Source organism: Acaryochloris sp. 'Moss Beach', from assembly GCF_021497025.1.
Classification (GTDB): Bacteria; Cyanobacteriota; Cyanobacteriia; order Thermosynechococcales; family Thermosynechococcaceae; genus Acaryochloris; species Acaryochloris marina_A.
The window spans coordinates 5085749-5104188 of the sequence record NZ_CP071717.1; the positions used below are offsets into that span (position 1 = coordinate 5085749).

At 47.3% G+C, this 18440-nt stretch carries 17 protein-coding genes, 1 tRNA gene and 1 pseudogene; 12 read left to right on the plus strand and 7 right to left on the minus strand.

The window, feature by feature from the left end:
* Nucleotides 1-75 precede the first annotated feature (75 nt).
* The 3 genes from thiL (at nucleotide 76) to HRE53_RS23990 (ending at nucleotide 3066) form a co-directional block, all read left to right on the plus strand.
* Nucleotides 76-1083 (plus strand): thiamine-phosphate kinase, encoded by a 1008-nt coding sequence (thiL, locus tag HRE53_RS23980; RefSeq protein WP_235108237.1) that lies wholly within the window; start codon nucleotides 76-78, stop codon nucleotides 1081-1083.
* Nucleotides 1084-1113: 30 nt separating this feature from the next.
* Nucleotides 1114-1542 carry a hypothetical protein gene (locus HRE53_RS23985; RefSeq protein WP_212665588.1) on the plus strand — a complete coding sequence of 143 codons (429 nt, stop codon included), beginning with the start codon at nucleotides 1114-1116 and terminating at the stop codon, nucleotides 1540-1542.
* 159 nt (nucleotides 1543-1701) lie between these two features.
* Nucleotides 1702-3066, plus strand: a complete 1365-nt coding sequence (locus HRE53_RS23990) for a cytochrome P450 (RefSeq protein ID WP_235108238.1) — start codon at nucleotides 1702-1704, stop codon at nucleotides 3064-3066.
* Nucleotides 3067-3071: 5 nt separating this feature from the next.
* On the opposite strand, the gene ribBA is transcribed toward HRE53_RS23990, so the two are convergent.
* Nucleotides 3072-4754: a bifunctional 3,4-dihydroxy-2-butanone-4-phosphate synthase/GTP cyclohydrolase II gene (ribBA, locus tag HRE53_RS23995; protein WP_235108239.1), complete on the minus strand. Its 1683-nt coding sequence runs from the start codon at nucleotides 4752-4754 to the stop codon at nucleotides 3072-3074.
* A gap of 268 nt (nucleotides 4755-5022) precedes the next feature.
* Here ribBA and argC point away from each other — a divergent pair, with 268 nt between their 5' ends.
* Nucleotides 5023-6081 carry an N-acetyl-gamma-glutamyl-phosphate reductase gene (gene argC / locus HRE53_RS24000; protein ID WP_235108240.1) on the plus strand — a complete coding sequence of 353 codons (1059 nt, stop codon included), beginning with the start codon at nucleotides 5023-5025 and terminating at the stop codon, nucleotides 6079-6081.
* A 48-nt stretch (nucleotides 6082-6129) separates the two neighbouring features.
* Nucleotides 6130-6564: a hypothetical protein gene (locus tag HRE53_RS24005; RefSeq protein ID WP_212665593.1), complete on the plus strand. Its 435-nt coding sequence runs from the start codon at nucleotides 6130-6132 to the stop codon at nucleotides 6562-6564.
* A gap of 3 nt (nucleotides 6565-6567) precedes the next feature.
* Here the strand turns inward: HRE53_RS24005 and HRE53_RS24010 are convergent, their stop codons facing one another.
* Nucleotides 6568-7350 (minus strand): ABC transporter permease, encoded by a 783-nt coding sequence (locus HRE53_RS24010; RefSeq protein WP_235108241.1) that lies wholly within the window; start codon nucleotides 7348-7350, stop codon nucleotides 6568-6570.
* Nucleotides 7351-7850: 500 nt separating this feature from the next.
* Here HRE53_RS24010 and psbP point away from each other — a divergent pair, with 500 nt between their 5' ends.
* The 5 genes from psbP (at nucleotide 7851) to HRE53_RS24035 (ending at nucleotide 11065) form a co-directional block, all read left to right on the plus strand.
* On the plus strand, nucleotides 7851-8390 hold the full coding sequence (gene psbP / locus HRE53_RS24015; RefSeq protein ID WP_212665595.1) for a photosystem II reaction center PsbP: 540 nt from the start codon (nucleotides 7851-7853) through the stop codon (nucleotides 8388-8390).
* A gap of 89 nt (nucleotides 8391-8479) precedes the next feature.
* A tRNA-Ala gene (locus HRE53_RS24020) sits at nucleotides 8480-8552 on the plus strand.
* A 111-nt stretch (nucleotides 8553-8663) separates the two neighbouring features.
* Nucleotides 8664-9689 (plus strand): oxygen-dependent coproporphyrinogen oxidase, encoded by a 1026-nt coding sequence (hemF, locus tag HRE53_RS24025; protein ID WP_235108242.1) that lies wholly within the window; start codon nucleotides 8664-8666, stop codon nucleotides 9687-9689.
* A 230-nt stretch (nucleotides 9690-9919) separates the two neighbouring features.
* Nucleotides 9920-10792: an S-methyl-5'-thioadenosine phosphorylase gene (locus HRE53_RS24030; protein ID WP_235108243.1), complete on the plus strand. Its 873-nt coding sequence runs from the start codon at nucleotides 9920-9922 to the stop codon at nucleotides 10790-10792.
* Between the two features lie 3 nt (nucleotides 10793-10795).
* A complete protein-coding gene (locus tag HRE53_RS24035; RefSeq protein ID WP_212665598.1) occupies nucleotides 10796-11065 on the plus strand; it encodes a YciI family protein in 270 nt (89 codons plus the stop codon).
* Between the two features lie 37 nt (nucleotides 11066-11102).
* Here HRE53_RS24035 and infC read toward each other — a convergent pair.
* Nucleotides 11103-11624: pseudogene (gene infC / locus HRE53_RS24040) on the minus strand (translation initiation factor IF-3); the annotation flags it as partial.
* 411 nt (nucleotides 11625-12035) lie between these two features.
* Here infC and HRE53_RS24045 point away from each other — a divergent pair.
* Entirely contained in the window at nucleotides 12036-12896 is an 861-nt protein-coding gene (locus HRE53_RS24045) for a M48 family metallopeptidase (protein WP_235108244.1), read from the plus strand.
* A gap of 99 nt (nucleotides 12897-12995) precedes the next feature.
* Here the strand turns inward: HRE53_RS24045 and HRE53_RS24050 are convergent, their stop codons facing one another.
* Both HRE53_RS24050 and HRE53_RS24055 read right to left on the minus strand, forming a co-directional pair.
* Complete coding sequence (locus HRE53_RS24050; RefSeq protein WP_212665601.1) at nucleotides 12996-13682, minus strand: hypothetical protein; 687 nt, start codon at nucleotides 13680-13682, stop codon at nucleotides 12996-12998.
* 149 nt (nucleotides 13683-13831) lie between these two features.
* Complete coding sequence (locus HRE53_RS24055; RefSeq protein ID WP_212665602.1) at nucleotides 13832-15289, minus strand: glycoside hydrolase family 13 protein; 1458 nt, start codon at nucleotides 15287-15289, stop codon at nucleotides 13832-13834.
* A gap of 431 nt (nucleotides 15290-15720) precedes the next feature.
* Between HRE53_RS24055 and HRE53_RS24060 the strand changes: the two genes are divergently transcribed.
* The gene (locus HRE53_RS24060) at nucleotides 15721-15906 is read left to right on the plus strand and encodes a hypothetical protein (protein WP_212665603.1); all 186 of its coding nucleotides are present in this window, start codon (nucleotides 15721-15723) and stop codon (nucleotides 15904-15906) included.
* Between the two features lie 282 nt (nucleotides 15907-16188).
* Here the strand turns inward: HRE53_RS24060 and HRE53_RS24065 are convergent, their stop codons facing one another.
* Together HRE53_RS24065 and HRE53_RS24070 are read right to left on the minus strand one after the other, a co-directional pair.
* A complete protein-coding gene (locus tag HRE53_RS24065) occupies nucleotides 16189-17451 on the minus strand; it encodes a M23 family metallopeptidase (protein ID WP_235108245.1) in 1263 nt (420 codons plus the stop codon).
* Between the two features lie 215 nt (nucleotides 17452-17666).
* Nucleotides 17667-18362, minus strand: coding sequence for a biotin--[acetyl-CoA-carboxylase] ligase (locus HRE53_RS24070; RefSeq protein WP_235108246.1), 696 nt, complete (start codon nucleotides 18360-18362; stop codon nucleotides 17667-17669).
* Between the last annotated feature and the right edge of the window lie 78 nt (nucleotides 18363-18440).

Below are 18440 nucleotides of genomic sequence, written 5' to 3' on the forward strand. Positions count from 1 at the left end.
AATCTAGACCAGTATCAACCACAATAGGCTTGGGAACTTAACGCGGTTCCCAGGTCTTTTTTGATCAGGTTATGGATGGAAAATAAAAACCTAGGTCTCACGGTGGCCGAGTTAGGTGAGCAACAGTTATTACAGCGGCTGTATCGGTTTTGTGAACCCAGTATGGTGGGCGATGATGCAGCGGTGCTCACCCCTCGTTCAGGACATCACCTTGTGGTGACGACGGATATGTTGGTGGATGGGATTCACTTTAGCGATCGCACCACGTCTCCCGCTGATGTCGGTTGGCGATCGGCTGCCGCAAATTTGTCGGATATCGCAGCTATGGGGGCTAGCCCTTTGGGGCTGACCATCAGTCTAGGCTTACCTGGAACATTACCTGTGAGCTGGCTCGATCAGTTTTATCAGGGGGTGGCCGATTGCTTAAACACCTATGGAACGGCCATTATTGGTGGAGATTTGAGTCGTTCTTCAGTCATTACCGTGAGCATGACGGCGTTAGGGGAGGTCTTGCCCCAGGAAGAAATTTTGCGCTCTACGGCTCAACCGGGAGATGCAATTGTGGTTACGGGTGTGCATGGTGCTGCTCGGGCTGGATTAGAACTCTTACTCCACCCGGATTGGGGACAGACATTGAGTCTTACAGAGCGATTAGCGCTACAGAAAGCCCATCAGCGTCCTCAACCCCGATTAGATGTGATTCAAGCGCTTCAACACTTCACACCTGTTCCTAGGGCGACAGGAATGGATAGTAGTGATGGTTTAGCGGATGCTGTTTTACAAATTTGTAGAGCTAGTGGAGTTGGGGCTGAGATCCAGCAAACTCAAATCTCGATACCCGATAGTTTTAAAAACTCTCAAGTTTTAACCTCAGAGCAAGCCCTAGAATGGGCGCTTTATGGGGGCGAAGATTTTGAGTTGGTTCTCTGTTTACCGCTATCCTCGGCACAGAAGTTGGTTGAAAAACTAGACTCAACAGCAGTGATTTTAGGTCAAATCATTGCTGGGAATGATATCAAGTTAATCAGAAAAGATGGGACAAAATATTTTTTAGATCTGCAAAAAGGCTATCAGCACTTTTGATAAACAATATTATCTAGAGTTGGGTAACACATGCAAAAAGCAGTTCGATATTTAGACACTGCAATACCAAGCATGCCCTGTGCAGATATTTCATATGCATGGACCTCTATCCTTAATATAACCATGCATTTCGCTAGAGTTATGGGTGGTTTTGAGTCAGATCTCAGCATCACTTTCGAGCATCCTTTTGCTTTTCAGTGGGAGAAGGAATCCTTTGGTTTAATCGCATTACCCTCTCCGATTCCACAATGTGAGCATCCGAACTTTCAAGATTGGACCTACCCTATACTCATTTTTCATAATTCGCCTTGGGCAGATCAATATGCTGCTCATTTCATGACTGACGAAGAATTTCAAGTCCACAAAATACAGCATTTTATTTTCATCTCAATGAATGATGTTTGTCACATACTGTCACTGGAGAATCCCAGGATATTGGTGATAAAGGAACAGTTATAAAACCTTCTCAGGAACAGCCTATGGCCAACCTTGGAAAATTTACTCAAGGGAATAGAGTCTTAAGTTTCCACCTAAAATTCTGATCTTCCCTGGCAAGATATTGGGCCTGCTATGAGAGTGGTATCAAGATTAGCCTATTGATAGCTTGGAGAAAAAACAATGACTACTACAGCGCCTGCCCCTACTCCGTCTGCGCCAATTCCTCGTGTTCAAGTGCCAACTTGGCTGCAAACGATTCGAGCCATAGTCAACCCCATTCCTTATTTGGAAAACGCCCAAGCCGATTATGGTGACATCTTTGAAGGTCGATCCTTTGGCTTCCCACCCTTTGTTATCCTCAGTCATCCTGATGCCATTGAGCAGGTCTTTACCACTGACCCCAATCTTTTCGATAGTGTCAGCGGCAACCGGATCATCTCTCCTATTACGGGCGATCAGGGCCTCCTTCTATTAGATGGGGAAGCCCACAAAAAACGGCGAAAACTGGTGATGCCCCCCTTTCATGGTGAGCGAATGCGGGCTTATGGTGAATCGATGTGTGCGATCTCAACTCAAGTATCGCAAAAATGGCCCCAAAATCAGCCGTTTGTGATGCGCTCAGCCACCCAAGAAATTACCCTGCGGGTCATCCTGCGGACCATCTTTGGTATTGATAACAATGAGCGCTTTCAGCAGTTGCGTCAGCTCTTGGACGAGATGCTTCATACCTTCGATACTTCCTTGGGGTCTAGCCATCTATTTCTCTCCGGTTTACAAAAAGATTTAGGTCCTTGGAGTCTATGGGGGAAATTTTTGCGGCGACGACAAGCCATAAACACTCTACTGCTCGCGGAAATTCAGGAACGACGTCAGCAGCCCCTGGGGCAAGATATTTTGAGCTTACTCCTTGCTGCCCGTGATGAGCAGGGAGAACCCATGAGCGATACAGAATTACGGGACGAGCTGATGACGCTGCTCTTTGCCGGCCATGAAACCACCGCTTCTGCATTGGCCTGGGCCTTTTATTGGATCCATAAGGTTCCTGAAGTGCGAACGAAATTACTGGCGGAGTTAAATGACATTACCCCAGATACCGACCCCTGTGAGATTGCCAAGCTGCCTTACCTCAGTGCAGTCTGTTCAGAAACTTTACGAATTTATCCGTTGGTGTTGTTCACCTTTAGCCGTATCCTCAAACAGCCCCTGCGAGTGATGGGATACGATCTGCCGATTGGTGCGATGTTGACCCCCTGTATCTATCTGGTTCATCACCGAGAAGATCTCTACCCCAATCCCAATGTTTTCCGGCCTGAGCGGTTTTTGGAACGCCAGTTTTCACCCTACGAGTATTTTCCCTTCGGAGGCAGTAATCGTCGTTGCTTAGGGTATGCCTTTGCCTTATTTGAAATGAAATTAGTGCTTGCTACGGTCCTTAAACAAACCTCCCTGCAACTGGCTAGCCAACAACCTATTCAACCCGTTCGACGGGGCATAACCTTCACGCCTGCAGGTGGGGTTTCAATGCTAGTCACAGGGGCAGCCTAGCCGATTTATGCGTGAAATAACACACTATAAATCGTTTGTGTTTCTAAAGCATGGCCTAGGGATTGGGACAGCTGATTGGCTTCAATACTCTTACGGTCAAGCTTGACTTGGAGATTTTTCAGGGGGTCAGCACCTGAAGAAATCAGGAACTCAAAACCTGCAATATTAGACCAAGACTGTAAATCCTCGAATATGCGAGCTACAGCTTCAAGATAAGGATGTCCTTTTTGCTCATACCAATCCGCGGTGGCAACATCAGGTTGATCTAAACCTAAATGGCAAATTAGAGACTGGCCTTCGAACAAAGCAATCCCGACGGGACGGGCCTCTTCCTGTAGCAACAGATGCTGATTGTCTGCTAAATGACGCAGTTTTTCAAGACGGTCGTAGCGTTGAGTCACATCTAAGGGGTCATCCTGCCATCGGATAGCAATCGTCAGCAGGTAGGTTTGCAAAAGCATATGACCTAACTTTTCTGCCTTCGTGTTTAAGTAGGTCGTATTGTAAGTGTTGGCCTCGATCAGCAAAGGTACTCGGTCTGCAACTTCTAATCCATAGCCTTTGAGCCCTGCAATCTTACGGGGATTATTGGTAATCAGACGAAGTTTTTGAATGCCCAGATCATTGAGGATTTGAGCCCCTACACCGTAGTTTCGGAGATCGGCTGGGAACCCTAGTTTCTCATTAGCCTCTACGGTATCTAGACCCATATCTTGCAAGGAATAAGCCTTTAATTTATTGACTAGACCAATTCCACGGCCTTCTTGTCTTAAATACACTACGACGCCTTGCCCCACATTCTCAATCATTTTGAGGGCGGCCTGGAGCTGCATACGACAGTCACAGCGGAGGGAGCCGATGGCATCTCCGGTGAGGCATTCTGAGTGCATCCGCACCATTACGGGCTGTTGACCAAACTGTTTTGGATCACCTTTAACGATAGCGACATGTTCTTTGTGATCGAGCTGATTTCGGTAAGCATAAATTTGAAACTGGCCAAACTCAGTGGGCATCTCAGCAACGGTTTCTCGATGAACAAACCGTTCATGTTGAAGCCGATAGCTAATCAAATCGGCAATGCTGATGATTTTAAGCTGATGTTCGCGGGCATAGTCTTGAAGCTCTGGCAGTCGAGCCATGGATCCATCGGGATTTTGGATTTCACAGATTACACCAGCTGGATATAACCCTGCTAACCGAGTCATGTCAATCGCCGATTCAGTATGGCCTGCTCGGTTTAAAACACCGCCAGGGCGGGCTCTCAAGGGAAAAATATGCCCAGGTCGTCGCAAATCTGTGGGTAAAGAATCGGGATTGACGGCGACTTGAATCGTACGGGCGCGGTCTTCTGCCGAAATGCCGGTCGTGACACCTAAATGAGGAGAGGCATCGATACTGACGGTAAAGGCCGTTTGGTTCATGTCGGTGTTATTGGTAACCATCAGGGGCAGCTCTAATGCATCTAATCGCTCCCCCGTCATGGCTAGGCAAATTAACCCCCGCGCTTCCACGGCCATAAAGTTAATCATGTCAGGGGTGGCGAATTGAGCTGCACAAATTAGGTCGCCTTCATTTTCCCGATTCTCATCATCCACCACGACAATGGCATGTCCCGCTTTAAACTCCGCAAGGGCGTCTTCAATGGAGTCAAATTCAAAAGAGTCTGTTGGCGTGTCGTGGGGATTCAAAGTGACGGTACCGTAACGTTTTTTAACATCTTCTCCTTAATTCTAAGGGGTGGGGACGCCAGTTCGCACAGAATCCTTTGATTCTGCAAAACCAGTCGAAATGGGGATTTGGTACTACAATGCAGCACATGTGAGCTAATGCAGTCGTTGCTATTCAATGCAGTGATCGATATCAATTAATACGGTGATCGATATCATCATCATTATTTTTGGGAAGCCTGAACTACATTAACTGTTTGTATGACTGACCTCTGAGGGAAAAATGAATATGGGTTCTCAGGAAGATATTCCTGTTGGCATTATTGGAGCATCTGGATATGGTGGGGTCCAGTTGACTCGTCTACTGTTGGAACACCCCCATGTCCAGCTGGCCTATTTGGGGGGCAATAGCAGTGCTGGTCGTCCATTTGCGGATTTGTACCCCCACTTGGGATTTAAACAAGGTCTAAAGGTAGAAGCCATCGATTTAGACAAAATCGTTGAGCGGACCCAGGTGGTCTTTTTGGCTCTTCCCAATGGTTTGGCAGCAGAGATGGCTCCGACTTTAGTGGAACGAGGTTGCAAGGTATTGGACCTCTCTGCTGATTACCGATTTAATAACCTGGATACCTATGAAGATTGGTACGGGACTAAACGACAAGATCGCGATCTTGCCTCTACCGCAGTCTATGGTTTGCCTGAACTCTATCGGCAGGGGATTACAACGGCTCAATTGGTGGGCTGTCCAGGATGTTTCCCTACCGCTAGTTTGTTGGCTTTAGCACCCTTGCTCAAACAAGGGCTAATCGATCCAAACAGTGCCATTATTGATGCCAAAACGGGCACATCAGGGGGGGGACGCCAAGCCAAAACCCATCTACTCCTAGCTGAGGCCAATGACAGTATTGGTCCTTATGGTGTGGCCCATCATCGTCATACTCCCGAAATTGAACAGGTGAGTAGTGATTTGGCTGGGCGAGAGGTGGTCGTCCAGTTCACGCCCCATTTAGCACCGATGACTCGGGGGATTTTGGCAACGGTCTATGCCACGATGCGGGACCCAGGACTGGTGCGGGAAGATTTGATTACGATCTTTAGCGCGTTTTATCGTAATTCGCCATGGGTGAAAGTCTTACCTAGTAGTACCTATCCCTATACGAAATGGGCCTATGGCACGAACCTGTGCTATCTCGGCATAGAAGTTGATCAGCGAACCGGTCGTGTCATCGTGATTTCAGCCATTGATAATTTGATGAAGGGTCAAGCAGGGCAAGCTGTCCAATGCTTAAACCTGATGATGGGCTGGCCAGAAACCTTAGGATTGCCGGAACTAACGTTTTATCCCTAAGGGATCCGTATTGGGGGAAAATAAAAGAGTTAGCAACAATCTAAGCAAATGGCTACAAATTATAAGAATGGGCTGGTGTGGGCGGTGTGGACCATCGTCACTATTGGCATTGGCTCTGCGATTGGGGCTTTGGTCGGTTCAACCAAAGTCTCTGCAGGAACGACGATGGCGGTGGTCACAGGAATGGGATGTGTCATTGGCATTGGTGCTTTGGTGAAAGCAATTGCCAGCCGTGTGAATCAAGATGCCACTGCTGGATGGGAAGCCCTCTCGGTCAAAGCCAGTTTTTTGCTAGGTGCCATTAATTTATCCGTGGGGTTGGTCCTTGCCCCCATTGCTATCTGTAGTATTGTCTGGCCATTTGCTGTGATTAATTGGACTCAAGTGGGGATGATCATTGGCATCGTTGCTTCTGGTATGGGCGGACTGCTGGCAGCCATGGTCGAGATTCGTGCTTTGGAAAATCCGGTGGTGGTGGATTGACCGCTAGCTGGATGCACTGGTGTAAAAGCGGAGTGCAAACTGCCAGAAACGATTGGACAGTATAAATAAAGCAATCGCGAGTATTCCTGCACCTAGGCTCCAATTCCAGGTGGCTCGGTTGAGCATGGCTTGAGCGGGGACTGTCGTTAGGAACGTCACAGGAATAACAAAGGTAAAAAAGAAGCGATAGGCGGTTGGATAGGCTACTACTGGGTAGCGGCCAGCTTCGACTAGACCTCGCAAGACTTCCGTAACGTTATAGATTTTGACAAACCAAATGCTGGTGGCTCCCAAAATAAACCACAGGCTGTAGAGGCTGAGAAATCCGCAGAGAAGTGGCCCCAGGCCAAGAGCATAATTTTGCCAACCTAGCTTCAAGTGAAATCCGGCATAGCCGATTAGTCCTAGCCCAAAAATGACATCGGGCAAGCCCCAAGGGGATATGGAATAAGTTGATAACCAAAATTGACTACTGATGGGTTTGAGTAAAATAAAATCGAGGGTGCCTTCTTGAACGTGGCGAACAATGCGGTTTAGATTGGGGACTAAGCAGGTGGCTGAAAAGCCTTGAAGGAGGGTGAAGATGCCCAGAACAACAAGGGCTTCATGCCAAGTCCAATCTTGGAAGGTATATCCTGTGCGGTAAAACAAAGACAGGCCGAATAAACTGCCCGCGAGATTTCCTACGCTGCTAAGGGCTGAGATTGCAAAGTTGGCTCGATATTCCATCTCGGCTGCAATGGTCGTTGCCCAAAACAGCTTCAGCACCCGCAAATACCGTTTCATTCTCTCATCCTTTTTCGCCTGTATGGTCTCTTAAAGACACTCTTAAGATAAACGATGCCGAACTGGGTGAGGTCATCATGCAGCAGAAGCGAGATCTCTTTCGTCCAGCCCATCGGGCTAGCCTAAAAGCACTCAATTTATGATGGCGACCTCTAGATTGGGATTGCCGAATTCTCCGAACTTAGATCGGGTTCGCTCCCAGGGCGGAATCAGCGGCGTCTCCTTATCAGGGTTGTGCCAATTATCACTGAAAAGCCTATGGTATGAGTACTGAAGCACGGCAAGAATTAGGCTGTGCTGTTCATGCTTTTGGCTGGCAACAGTTTTCAACTGGTCCAGATTGGTATCTGCAGATGTTTGAAATTAAGGAGATGGAGGCATAGGGATTAAACATCTTGTTGCAATTGATGGAGGTAACGCTCCTCCCAATGCGACAATAAACTCACTCAATGAATCGAATTTGTCTACAAGCAAAGGAAAACGGGTTAAGGACACATAACATGTTCAAAAGAATCGCAGCACTTGCACTCATCATTTTAAGTCTGACCTTACAAGCCTGCGCGTCTGATACAGCCGGATTGCAAGCTTATGCAGACAATATTGATGGTTATACTTTTATGTATCCCAATGGCTGGGCACCCATCAAAGTTCCCGGTAGCTCTGACGTCGTGTTTCATGACCTGATTGAAGAAACCGAAAATGTGAGCGTAGTTGTTAGTGACATTACCAGTGATACTCAGTTGACAGATTTAGGGGATCCAACTGAAGTGGCTCGCACTCTTTTGAATGCGGTGATTGCGCCTTCCCAATCTGGTCAAGAAGCGGATTTATTGGCGGCAGCTTCGCGAACAGAAGATGAGAAAGTCTATTACGCCCTTGAATATTCGATTGATTTACCCATTGGTAAACGCCATAACCTCTCAACTGTGGTTGTTCGTCGGGGTAAGCTGTTTACTCTCAGCCTTTCTACACCAGAGTCTCGTTGGACTAAGGTTGAGCCTGTTTTTCAGCGTGTCGTTGATTCATTCTCTGTTTATTAAATTGGGTTTAATGCGTGTCTGCTCCTTAATTGACAGAGCAAAAACGGACTCATTAGAATATGTTGGCGCGGCAATAGTCCGCGTTTCTTGGGGAATTAGCTCAGCTGGTAGAGTGCTGCGATCGCACCGCAGAGGTCAGGGGTTCGAATCCCCTATTCTCCATTCGTCCAAATCGTTCTAGAGTAGATAAAGCAACGTGGCTGGCTCTGCTTCCTGCAATACAAGCGAAGCATTTTTGTAATGGCTCAGCCCTTATTTCTCTAGAGGCCCCTCATGACCGCATCTCCTTCTACGCCTTCAGCGGTAATAAATGCTCCTCCACCCCCTTCAGACTCTAAAGAGCAGGTGGGGGGATTTCTGCGAGGCTTGCAAGACAGTATTTGTGACAAGCTCCAAGTATTGGATGGTAAAAGCACGTTCCAAGAGGATTCCTGGGACCGACCTGAAGGAGGAGGTGGCCGCTCGCGAGTCCTAAGAGAAGGGGCACTCTTAGAGCAGGGTGGTGTGAATTATTCTGAGGTTTGGGGGGATCATTTGCCTCCTTCTATTCTCAAACAACGACCGGAAGCTGCAGGGCATCGATTTTATGCGACGGGGACTTCGATGGTCTTGCATCCACGTAGTCCCTATGTGCCAACGGTGCATCTGAATTATCGATATTTTGAAGCTGGACCTGTGTGGTGGTTTGGTGGCGGGATTGATTTGACCCCTTACTACCCTTTTAAGGAAGATGTGGTCCATTTTCATCAAACGATGAAAGCAGCCTGTGATCGTCATCATCCTGAGTATTACTCGACCTTTAAGCCTTGGTGTGATGAGTACTTTTACCTCAAGCACCGGCAAGAAATGCGAGGTGTTGGCGGTCTTTTCTTTGATTATCAGGATGGTATCGGTGCCCTATACCGTGGCCCCCATGCTGAAGGGATTGCTGCCCACCATAGCGATCAGCTGGGTACCTTACCCCAACGATCATGGGATGAAATCTTTGCCTTTGCCCAAGACTGTGGCAATGCCTTTTTGCCTGCCTATGTCCCGATTATTGAGCGACGACGGGATACTGAATATGGTGATCGTGAGCGCAACTTCCAGCTTTATCGCCGAGGTCGATACGTAGAATTTAACTTGGTCTATGACCGAGGAACAATTTTTGGCTTGCAGACCAATGGCCGTACTGAATCTATCCTGATGTCTTTACCGCCATTGGTGCGCTGGGAATATGCATATTCTCCCGAGCCTAATACCCCTGAAGCAGAACTATATGAGACTTTCTTAAAACCTCAAGATTGGGCTACAGGGTAGACTCGCCAAAATATCTAAAGTAAAAGCCAGGGTATCTGTTGCATATTCAACCCCTGGCTTTTTGCATGTTAAGCCTTTGATTTTGGGGAATCTGAACCATAATTTCAGGCTTTCTTTGCGAATGTGAGGGAAATGGGGCGTTTCGGCTCACTGCTAGCGAAAAAAATTAGTTGCTAGACCTAACTTTCCCAGTACACTACGAAAGGATTGAACAGTCACTAGTATTGGATATGGCTCAGGCAAAAATTGGCATTATTGGCGGTAGTGGCCTTTATAAAATGGAGGCTCTGACAGATGTAGAAGAAGTTCAAGTCAAGACTCCTTTTGGTGATCCTTCAGATGCGCTCATTGTGGGCACCTTAGAGGGAACACGAGTTGCTTTCCTAGCCCGCCATGGCCGGAATCATCATCTTATCCCGAGTGAATTACCCTTCCGGGCCAATATCTATGCCATGAAATCTTTGGGTGTTGAGTATTTGATCTCCGCTTCGGCAGTTGGCTCCCTCAAGGAAGAAGCGAAACCTTTGGATATGGTGGTGCCGGACCAGTTTATCGATCGAACAAAGAATCGCGTCTCCACCTTCTTTGGTAATGGCATTGTGGCCCATATTGGTTTTGGTGACCCTATTTGTGGGGCTTTGGCTGGGGTAGTGGGAGATGCGATCGCATCCCTGAATCTCCCAGACGTAACCCTTCATCGCCAGGGCACCTACGTGTGCATGGAAGGCCCTGCCTTTTCCACCAAAGCAGAATCGAACCTATATCGCAGCTGGGGTGGCACCGTCATTGGCATGACCAATTTGTCTGAAGCTAAACTGGCACGGGAAGCAGAAATGGCCTATGCCACCCTCGCCCTAGTCACCGACTATGATTGCTGGCACCCAGAACATAACAGCGTCACGGTAGAAATGATTATTGGCAACCTCCACAAGAATGCGAGTAATGCCCAAAGCGTGATTAAAGAAACCGTTAAACGCCTGAGTCAGTCGCCCCCTGCTTCCAAGGCTCATAATGCTCTAAAGCACGCGATCTTTACCCCCTTGGATCAGGCTCCAGCAACTACCAAAGAACAACTCTCCTTAATTTTACAAAAGTATCTTTAGGCCATGCCCTGGTATATCAAAATTGAACGCGGCATTGTGGATAAAACCACATTTGATCGCCATGTGCCCGCCCATCTGGCCTATGTTAAAACCTTGAAGAGCCACCAGGCGAAAACGGGCTATTGGCGAGAGAGTGCAGGAGGCATGCTGATCTTTGAGGCCCAGTCCTACGAAGAAGCTCAAGACATCGTAGAGCAAGACCCCCTGATCTTGAACCATTGTGTTGAATACGAATTACATGAATGGGTACAAGTTGGAGGGCAGCCTTTATAGCTCGAGTCTAGCTGCCAATGGAGGAGACACTCCAGCTCTATTTCTTCGGAGATAGGTACATAATCATATTTCGTCCTTCACGCTTGGGCGCTTGCTGGATTTCTGCAAAATCAAGCAAATCATTCGCCATCTTCTTTAACAGCGCTTCGGCTAAATGGGAATGTTGAATTTCCCGGCCTCTAAATGTGACGGTTGCCTTCACCTTATCGCCAGATTTTAGAAAGCGCTTGGCGTGGTTTACCCGCACTTCGTAGTCATGGGTTTGAATCTTGTAGCGCATTTTCACTTCTTTGACGTCAGAAGTATGCTGCTTTTTCTTTGCTTCCCGGGCTTTTTTCTCTTGTTCAAATTTGAACTTACCGTAGTCCATGACCCGGCAAACTGGTGGATCGGCCTTATCACTCACTAGCACCAAATCCAGATCCCGCTCATCGGCGATTTCCATGGCTTCGCTGGGCGCCATAATGCCGAGCTGGGTTCCATCTGCATCAACTACGCGAATTTCGGGAAAACGAATACGTTCGTTAATATTAGGCTGGTTTTGTTGATTTCTTTTTTTTTATTGGAGCCACAGGCGTTTAATTTACTATTAATTAATATAGCGAAAGAAATAAGGGAAAACGATTACCCCTTTCAAACTAACAGATCCAGATTAGAATCAGCATTCTCTTAACACATCCGTCACATCTACTCTGAAAACAGCTGTTCCTTGAGGAGATCCTTCAATTATAGATGGAGCAACTTGTTAGAGAATCGCTGACAGCTCTAGGCCCTGAACGGTTAGTCATCTCAAGATACTCTGAGATCTCAGCAGGTTTATCACCCTGCCTCGCCCCTTCACGGAATAGGGTAAATCGAAGCTTATCCCTGCTTTTTTCCCAGTGTTAAGACGATAAAAAATTAACCCTTTTCTCTACTCTAAAAAACAAATGTCACAATGAAGTCAGGCCACACCGCAAACTAAAACAAAATGCCGATGTCAAAAATTCCCTTATTGGGGTTGCAGGCTGCCCAGTTCCGACATCCTATTGATTTGGAAGCAACCCAAACCCTTCAGCAGTTTCCTGGGTTAGATTGGCTTGTACGAAGCCTGCTAGGAAGCGTAGCCGAACAAGTCTTCTATCTAGAAAATATTGGATCTAGCGTTTTAGTCAGCGAACGACAACTTCCTGACCTGCACCACCTGCTTGTTGAAGCCTGCCATATTCTTGACTTGGAACAGCCTCAGCTGTACGTTCGCCAAAATCCTACTCCGAACGCCTACACCTTAGCCATGCGGGGACAGCAACCTTTTATTGTGGTGCATACGTCACTGCTAGAATTACTCGATCCCCCTGAGATACAGGCTGTATTAGCCCATGAGCTGGGTCATCTGAAATGCGAGCATGGCGTGTATCTCACCATTGCTAACTTGCTCGTGCTGGCGGCTGGTCAGTTGTCTCCCTTTGGTGGCTTAATGGCCCAAAACTTGCAACGGCAGTTGATGGCTTGGGTCCGCTGTGCAGAATTCACTTGCGATCGTGCGGGGTTACTCGTCACCCAAAATGCCAATGTTATGGCATCAGTCCTGATGAAATTAGCAGGGGGATCATCTACCCTCGCCTCTCAGCTGAATGTAGACGCCTTTATTGACCAAGCACGAGCCTATGATCGCATCGATCATGATTTAGGTAACCTGCTCAAGTCAGTTCGCACTGCTGAGCTGACTCATCCTCTGCCTGTGCTTCGAGCCCGAGAAATTGATCGATGGTCAGATAGTCCGATGTATCAATCCCTGTTGCAAACCTATGCAGCTAATACAGATCACCCTCTAGCCTGGAAAGATTGGTGATCTAAAAAAAGAGCAGGCTGGCAATCTGCACATCCTACTCTTTTAAAATCCATCTAAAATACGTGAATTAGAAAACCATGCTGAGGAGTCTATTCAGTACTATATGGCGTTACTGATACTGAAGTGATCAAACCAACAGCGCTGTCCTTGCCAAATCACACGGCCGGTGATGATGGCCCATCCGTTCTCAAAATCAGCTTGAGCCACAAATTGCCAGACCGAATCTCCTCGGTTATCCAAGCCAAAATATTTGATGCCTTGATAAGCTGTCATCTGGCCACATCGACCCAGTAGCTCAGCAAAGCTCTGATCTAAGCTGTCCTTCTGGGTAGATTTCAATAGCGTAGGGGTACATTGACGAGAGAATTCTCGACTATCCCAGTTCCCAATAATTTTGGGAATTGAATCATTCACATAGGTTAATGACTCGCTATACTGCCAAGCTTTTTTCCAAGGCTTGGGCATAAATCCTCTTAAAAAAGTAGGAATACGCTGATAAGCCTGAGATTCATCTTGAATGTCTGCTTTTAGTGCTAGATACTCAGAGTTTTTATGCCAAGAACGGGCTTCGGCAGGCTGAGGCTGCCTGATTTCCATCAAAGCTTGTAAATCACTGAGTTCTCGAACCTCAGTAGTGAGGCGTTGCGGTTGGGAAGAGTGTTGTTGAAAAGTAGAGATAGATTCTCTATTCGGTAAAATCAGGACCACCAAGAAGGCATAGAGAATTGCTACGGTGGCAATAATACCTAATAGCAATCCAGCTAGAACCATTAAAATTGCTTCCATCTGTTAAGGCTTCTAATGTACGGGAATTTAGATGCATTCATGACATCCCCGAAACTGGGGTCCCCCCATGTTCTTAGGATGCCCAACCGATTGGAGTAATCCGACGTCTGTGATACCAAAACAATGTTTTAAGCGAATTGAGGCCTGATTTATTCAAAACTGGCAATCATAATACTCCCTTGTCGTCCAGGCAGCTCTAATGTAGTGGTTGAATTTACTTCTGAGACTTTAGGCGTTCCGTAGATACAGTCCAGTTTTGAAATAGATTGGGGTAACGGGCTGAGGTCGACGGTGATCGAACTAGACTCAGTACTAGTATTGATAGCTACAATCAGCACTTCTTCTGCCAAAGAACGGCTAAAGACATAGGTCTCATCCGTAGCCAGTAAAACTTGGTATTGGCCAGTTCTGAGAGCAGCATGTTGGTGCCGGATTTGAATCAGCTGTTTGTGCATGGCTTGTAATGGGAGATGCCAATCGGCCTCTTCAGGAAAACTGCGACGGCAATCAGGATCGATTCCTCCTGGGAGCCCCACTTCATCCCCGTAATAGATGCAAGGAGCACCGGGAAAGGTTAGCAACAGGAGTGTTGCCAGTTCTATGGTGCTGTAGTCCAAATGCACCATCGACAGCAGTCGAGCCGTATCATGGCTGGACAGTAAGTTAAGTTGGGTCAGTTGAATGTCCCAGGGATACCAGGTCAGTAAGTCCTGAATTCGTTGCTGATATTCTGATGCCTCCAGGGCGGGATAAGGCGCATAGGTCGGTTGAGTTGTATAGTCTATATCCACTCGATCGCCTGCGGCAAAAGCGATAGTGGCCTGCCGAAACTGGTAGTTCATCACCCCATCAAATTGGTCACCTTGTAGCCAGGGCTGGGCATTATCCCAGATCTCGCCCACAATATAGGCTTCTGGGTTGATACCTTTGACGCGATCGCGAAATTCTTGCCAAAATTCAGGGACTTGAATTTCATTGGGCACATCTAAGCGCCACCCATCAACGCCTTGTTTTATCCAGTACTCCGCAATTTGCATAATGTACTCACGCACATCGGGGTGGTCATGGTTGAACTGGGGTAAGGCTCGATTGCCACTCCAACCCACATAATTAGCAGGCTTGCTACCTTGATATGCTGCAACAGGCCAGCCCTCAATTCGAAACCAGTCCACCCAAGGTGAGTGAGGGCCATTTTCTAAGATGTCGTTAAAAAAGAAAAATCCTCGGCTGGCATGATTAAAGACACCATCCAGTACCACCTTAATTTGGTGTTCGTGGGCTGCTGTTAACAAAGCAGTAAGTGCTTCATTCCCGCCTAAAATGGGGTCTACTTGGTAATAATCATGGGTGTGATACCGATGATTACACGCCGATTGAAAAATGGGTGTTAGATAGAGCGCTGTGATGCCTAAATCAGCTAAATAATCGAGACGATCAATAATCCCCCACAAATTTCCCCCTTTATATCCTTGGACGGTAGGCGGTGCGTGCCAAGACTCCCAATTTACTTGGGACGGAATAGAGGAATGTGGGCGGAAAGCGAAACGATCAGGGAAAATCTGATAAAAGACAGCATTTTTAACCCAATCAGGCGTATAAATCTGCATTATCACCAACTAAGCAACAGAGTAATGGCAATGGTATAACAACTAGCTGAAGAATTAGCTATCCCTTCATTAGCTGTAGCAATGAGGTTAAACCAAGAACCTGTACGATTCTATATCTGAAGTTACTTATCCATATAGAGGTTGTCTAAGTTAGTATTGATTTAAATCTCCTTGGGCTATCCTTAATCTCCTCATTTTTTGAGGATATATTGATTAGATTTTTTGCATTTTTCCTCCATTAATCATGGCGGTTTCAGGAATGCAGACTGTATTCATTGTCTATACCAATGGAAGACAGGACAGCTGACTATCCAGTTTTTCTTTTTTTCTAAGACTCTCTTTTCGCCTGCTATGTAAAATTATTAGCAGTGCAGGTTTTCGATGTTGATGCTTATTTCTCTTGGATGCCATTGGCTCCAACCTAATGACACATGAAAGATGACGTCGTCGAGGCTGCCCATGAACGTCAGCGCCTCTCGGTTCTACACAAACAACTGATTATCAGCTTAAAATTTCATCACAGCCAAACCTTGGAACAAATTCCTGTGGAAATGGCAGTTCAAGCCATGATTGAAGTATGGCAAGCCTGCAATCCATCTCAATTACCTAAAAATTAGTGGTCAGCACTTTGACCCTATGACTGGAACGGTTTTATCCAGCGCCTAGTCATATCCTGATAGATCGTTTGATCGAATGAGTGAGTCTTGCTGTATAGATGTCTGCAATTCATGGTGCAACATGTCATAAATCTGGCTGCCAGTAGATGGAGGCAGCTAGTAGGATGCACGAGAGAAACCACCCCAAGGTTTCAGTCGGGGTGTCTCGCCTAGCAGATTGAGGTAGGTATATCTAGGCTCTAACAGATTTAGGCTACGGAACTTCAATCTGTTGTGCCCAACTTAGCTTTGAGATTTGGGAGGGACTTTTGCTGTTTGCATCGCTTTAATTAATTCTGCCAGAGAGACTTTGAGCTGAATGCCAGAATCAAATGCGACCATGCGCTTATTTTGGCGCTTTAACGTCTCGAAGTGCAGGTGAGGGCCAGTGGAATTTCCGGTACTCCCCACTAATCCAATGATGGTTCCTTGAGAAATCCATTGACCGGGCTGGACATAAATCTTGGATAGGTGAGCATAACGGGTCGCCAGTTGCCCATCTTGGTGTTGCAGTAGAATTGCTAAGCCATAGCCACCCATAAAACCTGTGGTTTGGACTTGACCAGGAAACGTCGCTAGAACAGGTGTGCCTGTTGGTGCTGCCAAGTCAGTGCCAGCATGGAAACTAGTTTGGCCTGAGATCGGGTGAGTCCGCCAACCAAAGGCTGAAGTGATGGAGGCGGGCATGGGCAACGGAAAGATCATCTGTTGCCGATTTGGAACGAGCCACTTTAGGGGGTTGGGAGAGGAAGACAGCCGTTTAATCGAGGGAGAGGTTTTTGCTAAGGGACTCAAAGAGACCGGAGCACCTTTAACCCAGGGAGTTGGGGCAGTCTTGGGGATATAGGACGGAGAATAGCCTGTCCACTTGGGGGCAGGCTGTTGTGGTGGTTGATAAGAATAGGTCGAATAGGTTGGAGCTGAAGCAACAGGAGTATATTGACGAATCGGGATTGTGGGTTTCTGGGCTGTTTGAATCGCAGGGCCACACAGGGTTGCTGCGAGGACTGGATCAATTTTGAGGCTTGCTTTACAACCCGAAATGCTACCCGATAGAACGGTCTTATGCGAGGTCGGGGTAGATGTGGTCTCTACCGGCACCGGGTCATGGGTGATGGAATAAGTGCTGGAACCTGTATTTGTGGGGGCGATGGCAGGACGGTCAGCTACCTGCGGCATGACTTGTGGTGATATGGCTGGAGCTGTTGGAGCAGCCTGGACAGGTGTTTCAGGTAAGGCAATGGGCTCAGGGATAGATGGTACAGGTGGTGCGACAGGCGCTGGTTCCCAAGCAGGTTCAGGTGGATCGATAAATGTGTCGACGGGTGGTGCTGCAGGAGAGATGGGGGCTGTTTCTGTGATGGCCGGACTCTCAAGATCAATCGCTTGGGCTCGCTGATTTAGAGACAGAACTCCCAAGCCAAGGGGAAGGCTTAGCCAGCTACCCAGGCACAACAGAGATGTTGGCCGAAGGTGAGTTCGGAGCGAGAGTGAGCGATGCATCATACCAATTCGATCCTTAGAGGTGATTCAGTTTTTTGTCGGTAATCAATGGAAAACACATCAGTAAAGCAAAGAGAGACAAGGTTAAGTTAACCTTCAAGACTTAGCAAAGCATACCTACTAAGGAAGAATCAACCTAGCCACTTATTTCCTAATGGTAGATAAATTTTTAAGGAAACGACTTTCTCCCTTTTACTATACCTAGAGTATTGATGCCTTCATAACCCTAGACGTTTTGCTAAATCTTGGCGGATGGGTTGACTGGCTTTGGGATAAATTTTTATTAGATCTAAATAATCTGGCAGTAATTTATGGATGCCTTGGGTTTGCCAAAAAAGATAGCCATTTTCTAGACCTAATAAGGTGAGGGCGGTTAATTCTTCTAGGGAATGAATCGGAGATCTATTTTGTGCAGGTAACTGTTCAGCAATGGTTGCTAGGTTGATGGCTTGATCGGGGACTGGATTTTGCCAATTCAGGCCAATGCCGAGCACTGCTGTTTGAACCTGTTGATCTTGAAGGCTGGTTTCGATTAGGATACCCCCAAACTTTTTCCCCAGCACTAGGAGGTCATTGGGCCACTTGAGCCACACTGGGATGTGATGCTGCCGCAGTAGGGTAGCCAGTCCCCAAATGGTTGCTACAGTGATTTGGGCGGTTTGATCGGCGGGGATACGGGGTGCGATCGCAACCGACAGATACAGTCCCCCTAGAGAAGATTCCCAAGTCCGTCCTCGCTGGCCTCGACCGGCTTGCTGCTGGGCTGCAACGACTGCTGTCCCAGGTTTTGCCCCCTGTTTAATCAATTCCCAGAGCTTGGTATTGGTGGAGTCAAGGATCTCAAAGTGATGGAGAGGCCGCCCCCAGGTTTGGGTCGTTAGATGAGTCTGAAATGCTGGTTGATCAAATCCCACAGTCCGGGTGCTAGGCCCGTTAAAACTAGAATAGGCACGCTAGCATAGGTAAGCCTAGCACTGTTTAAGGTCTATTCT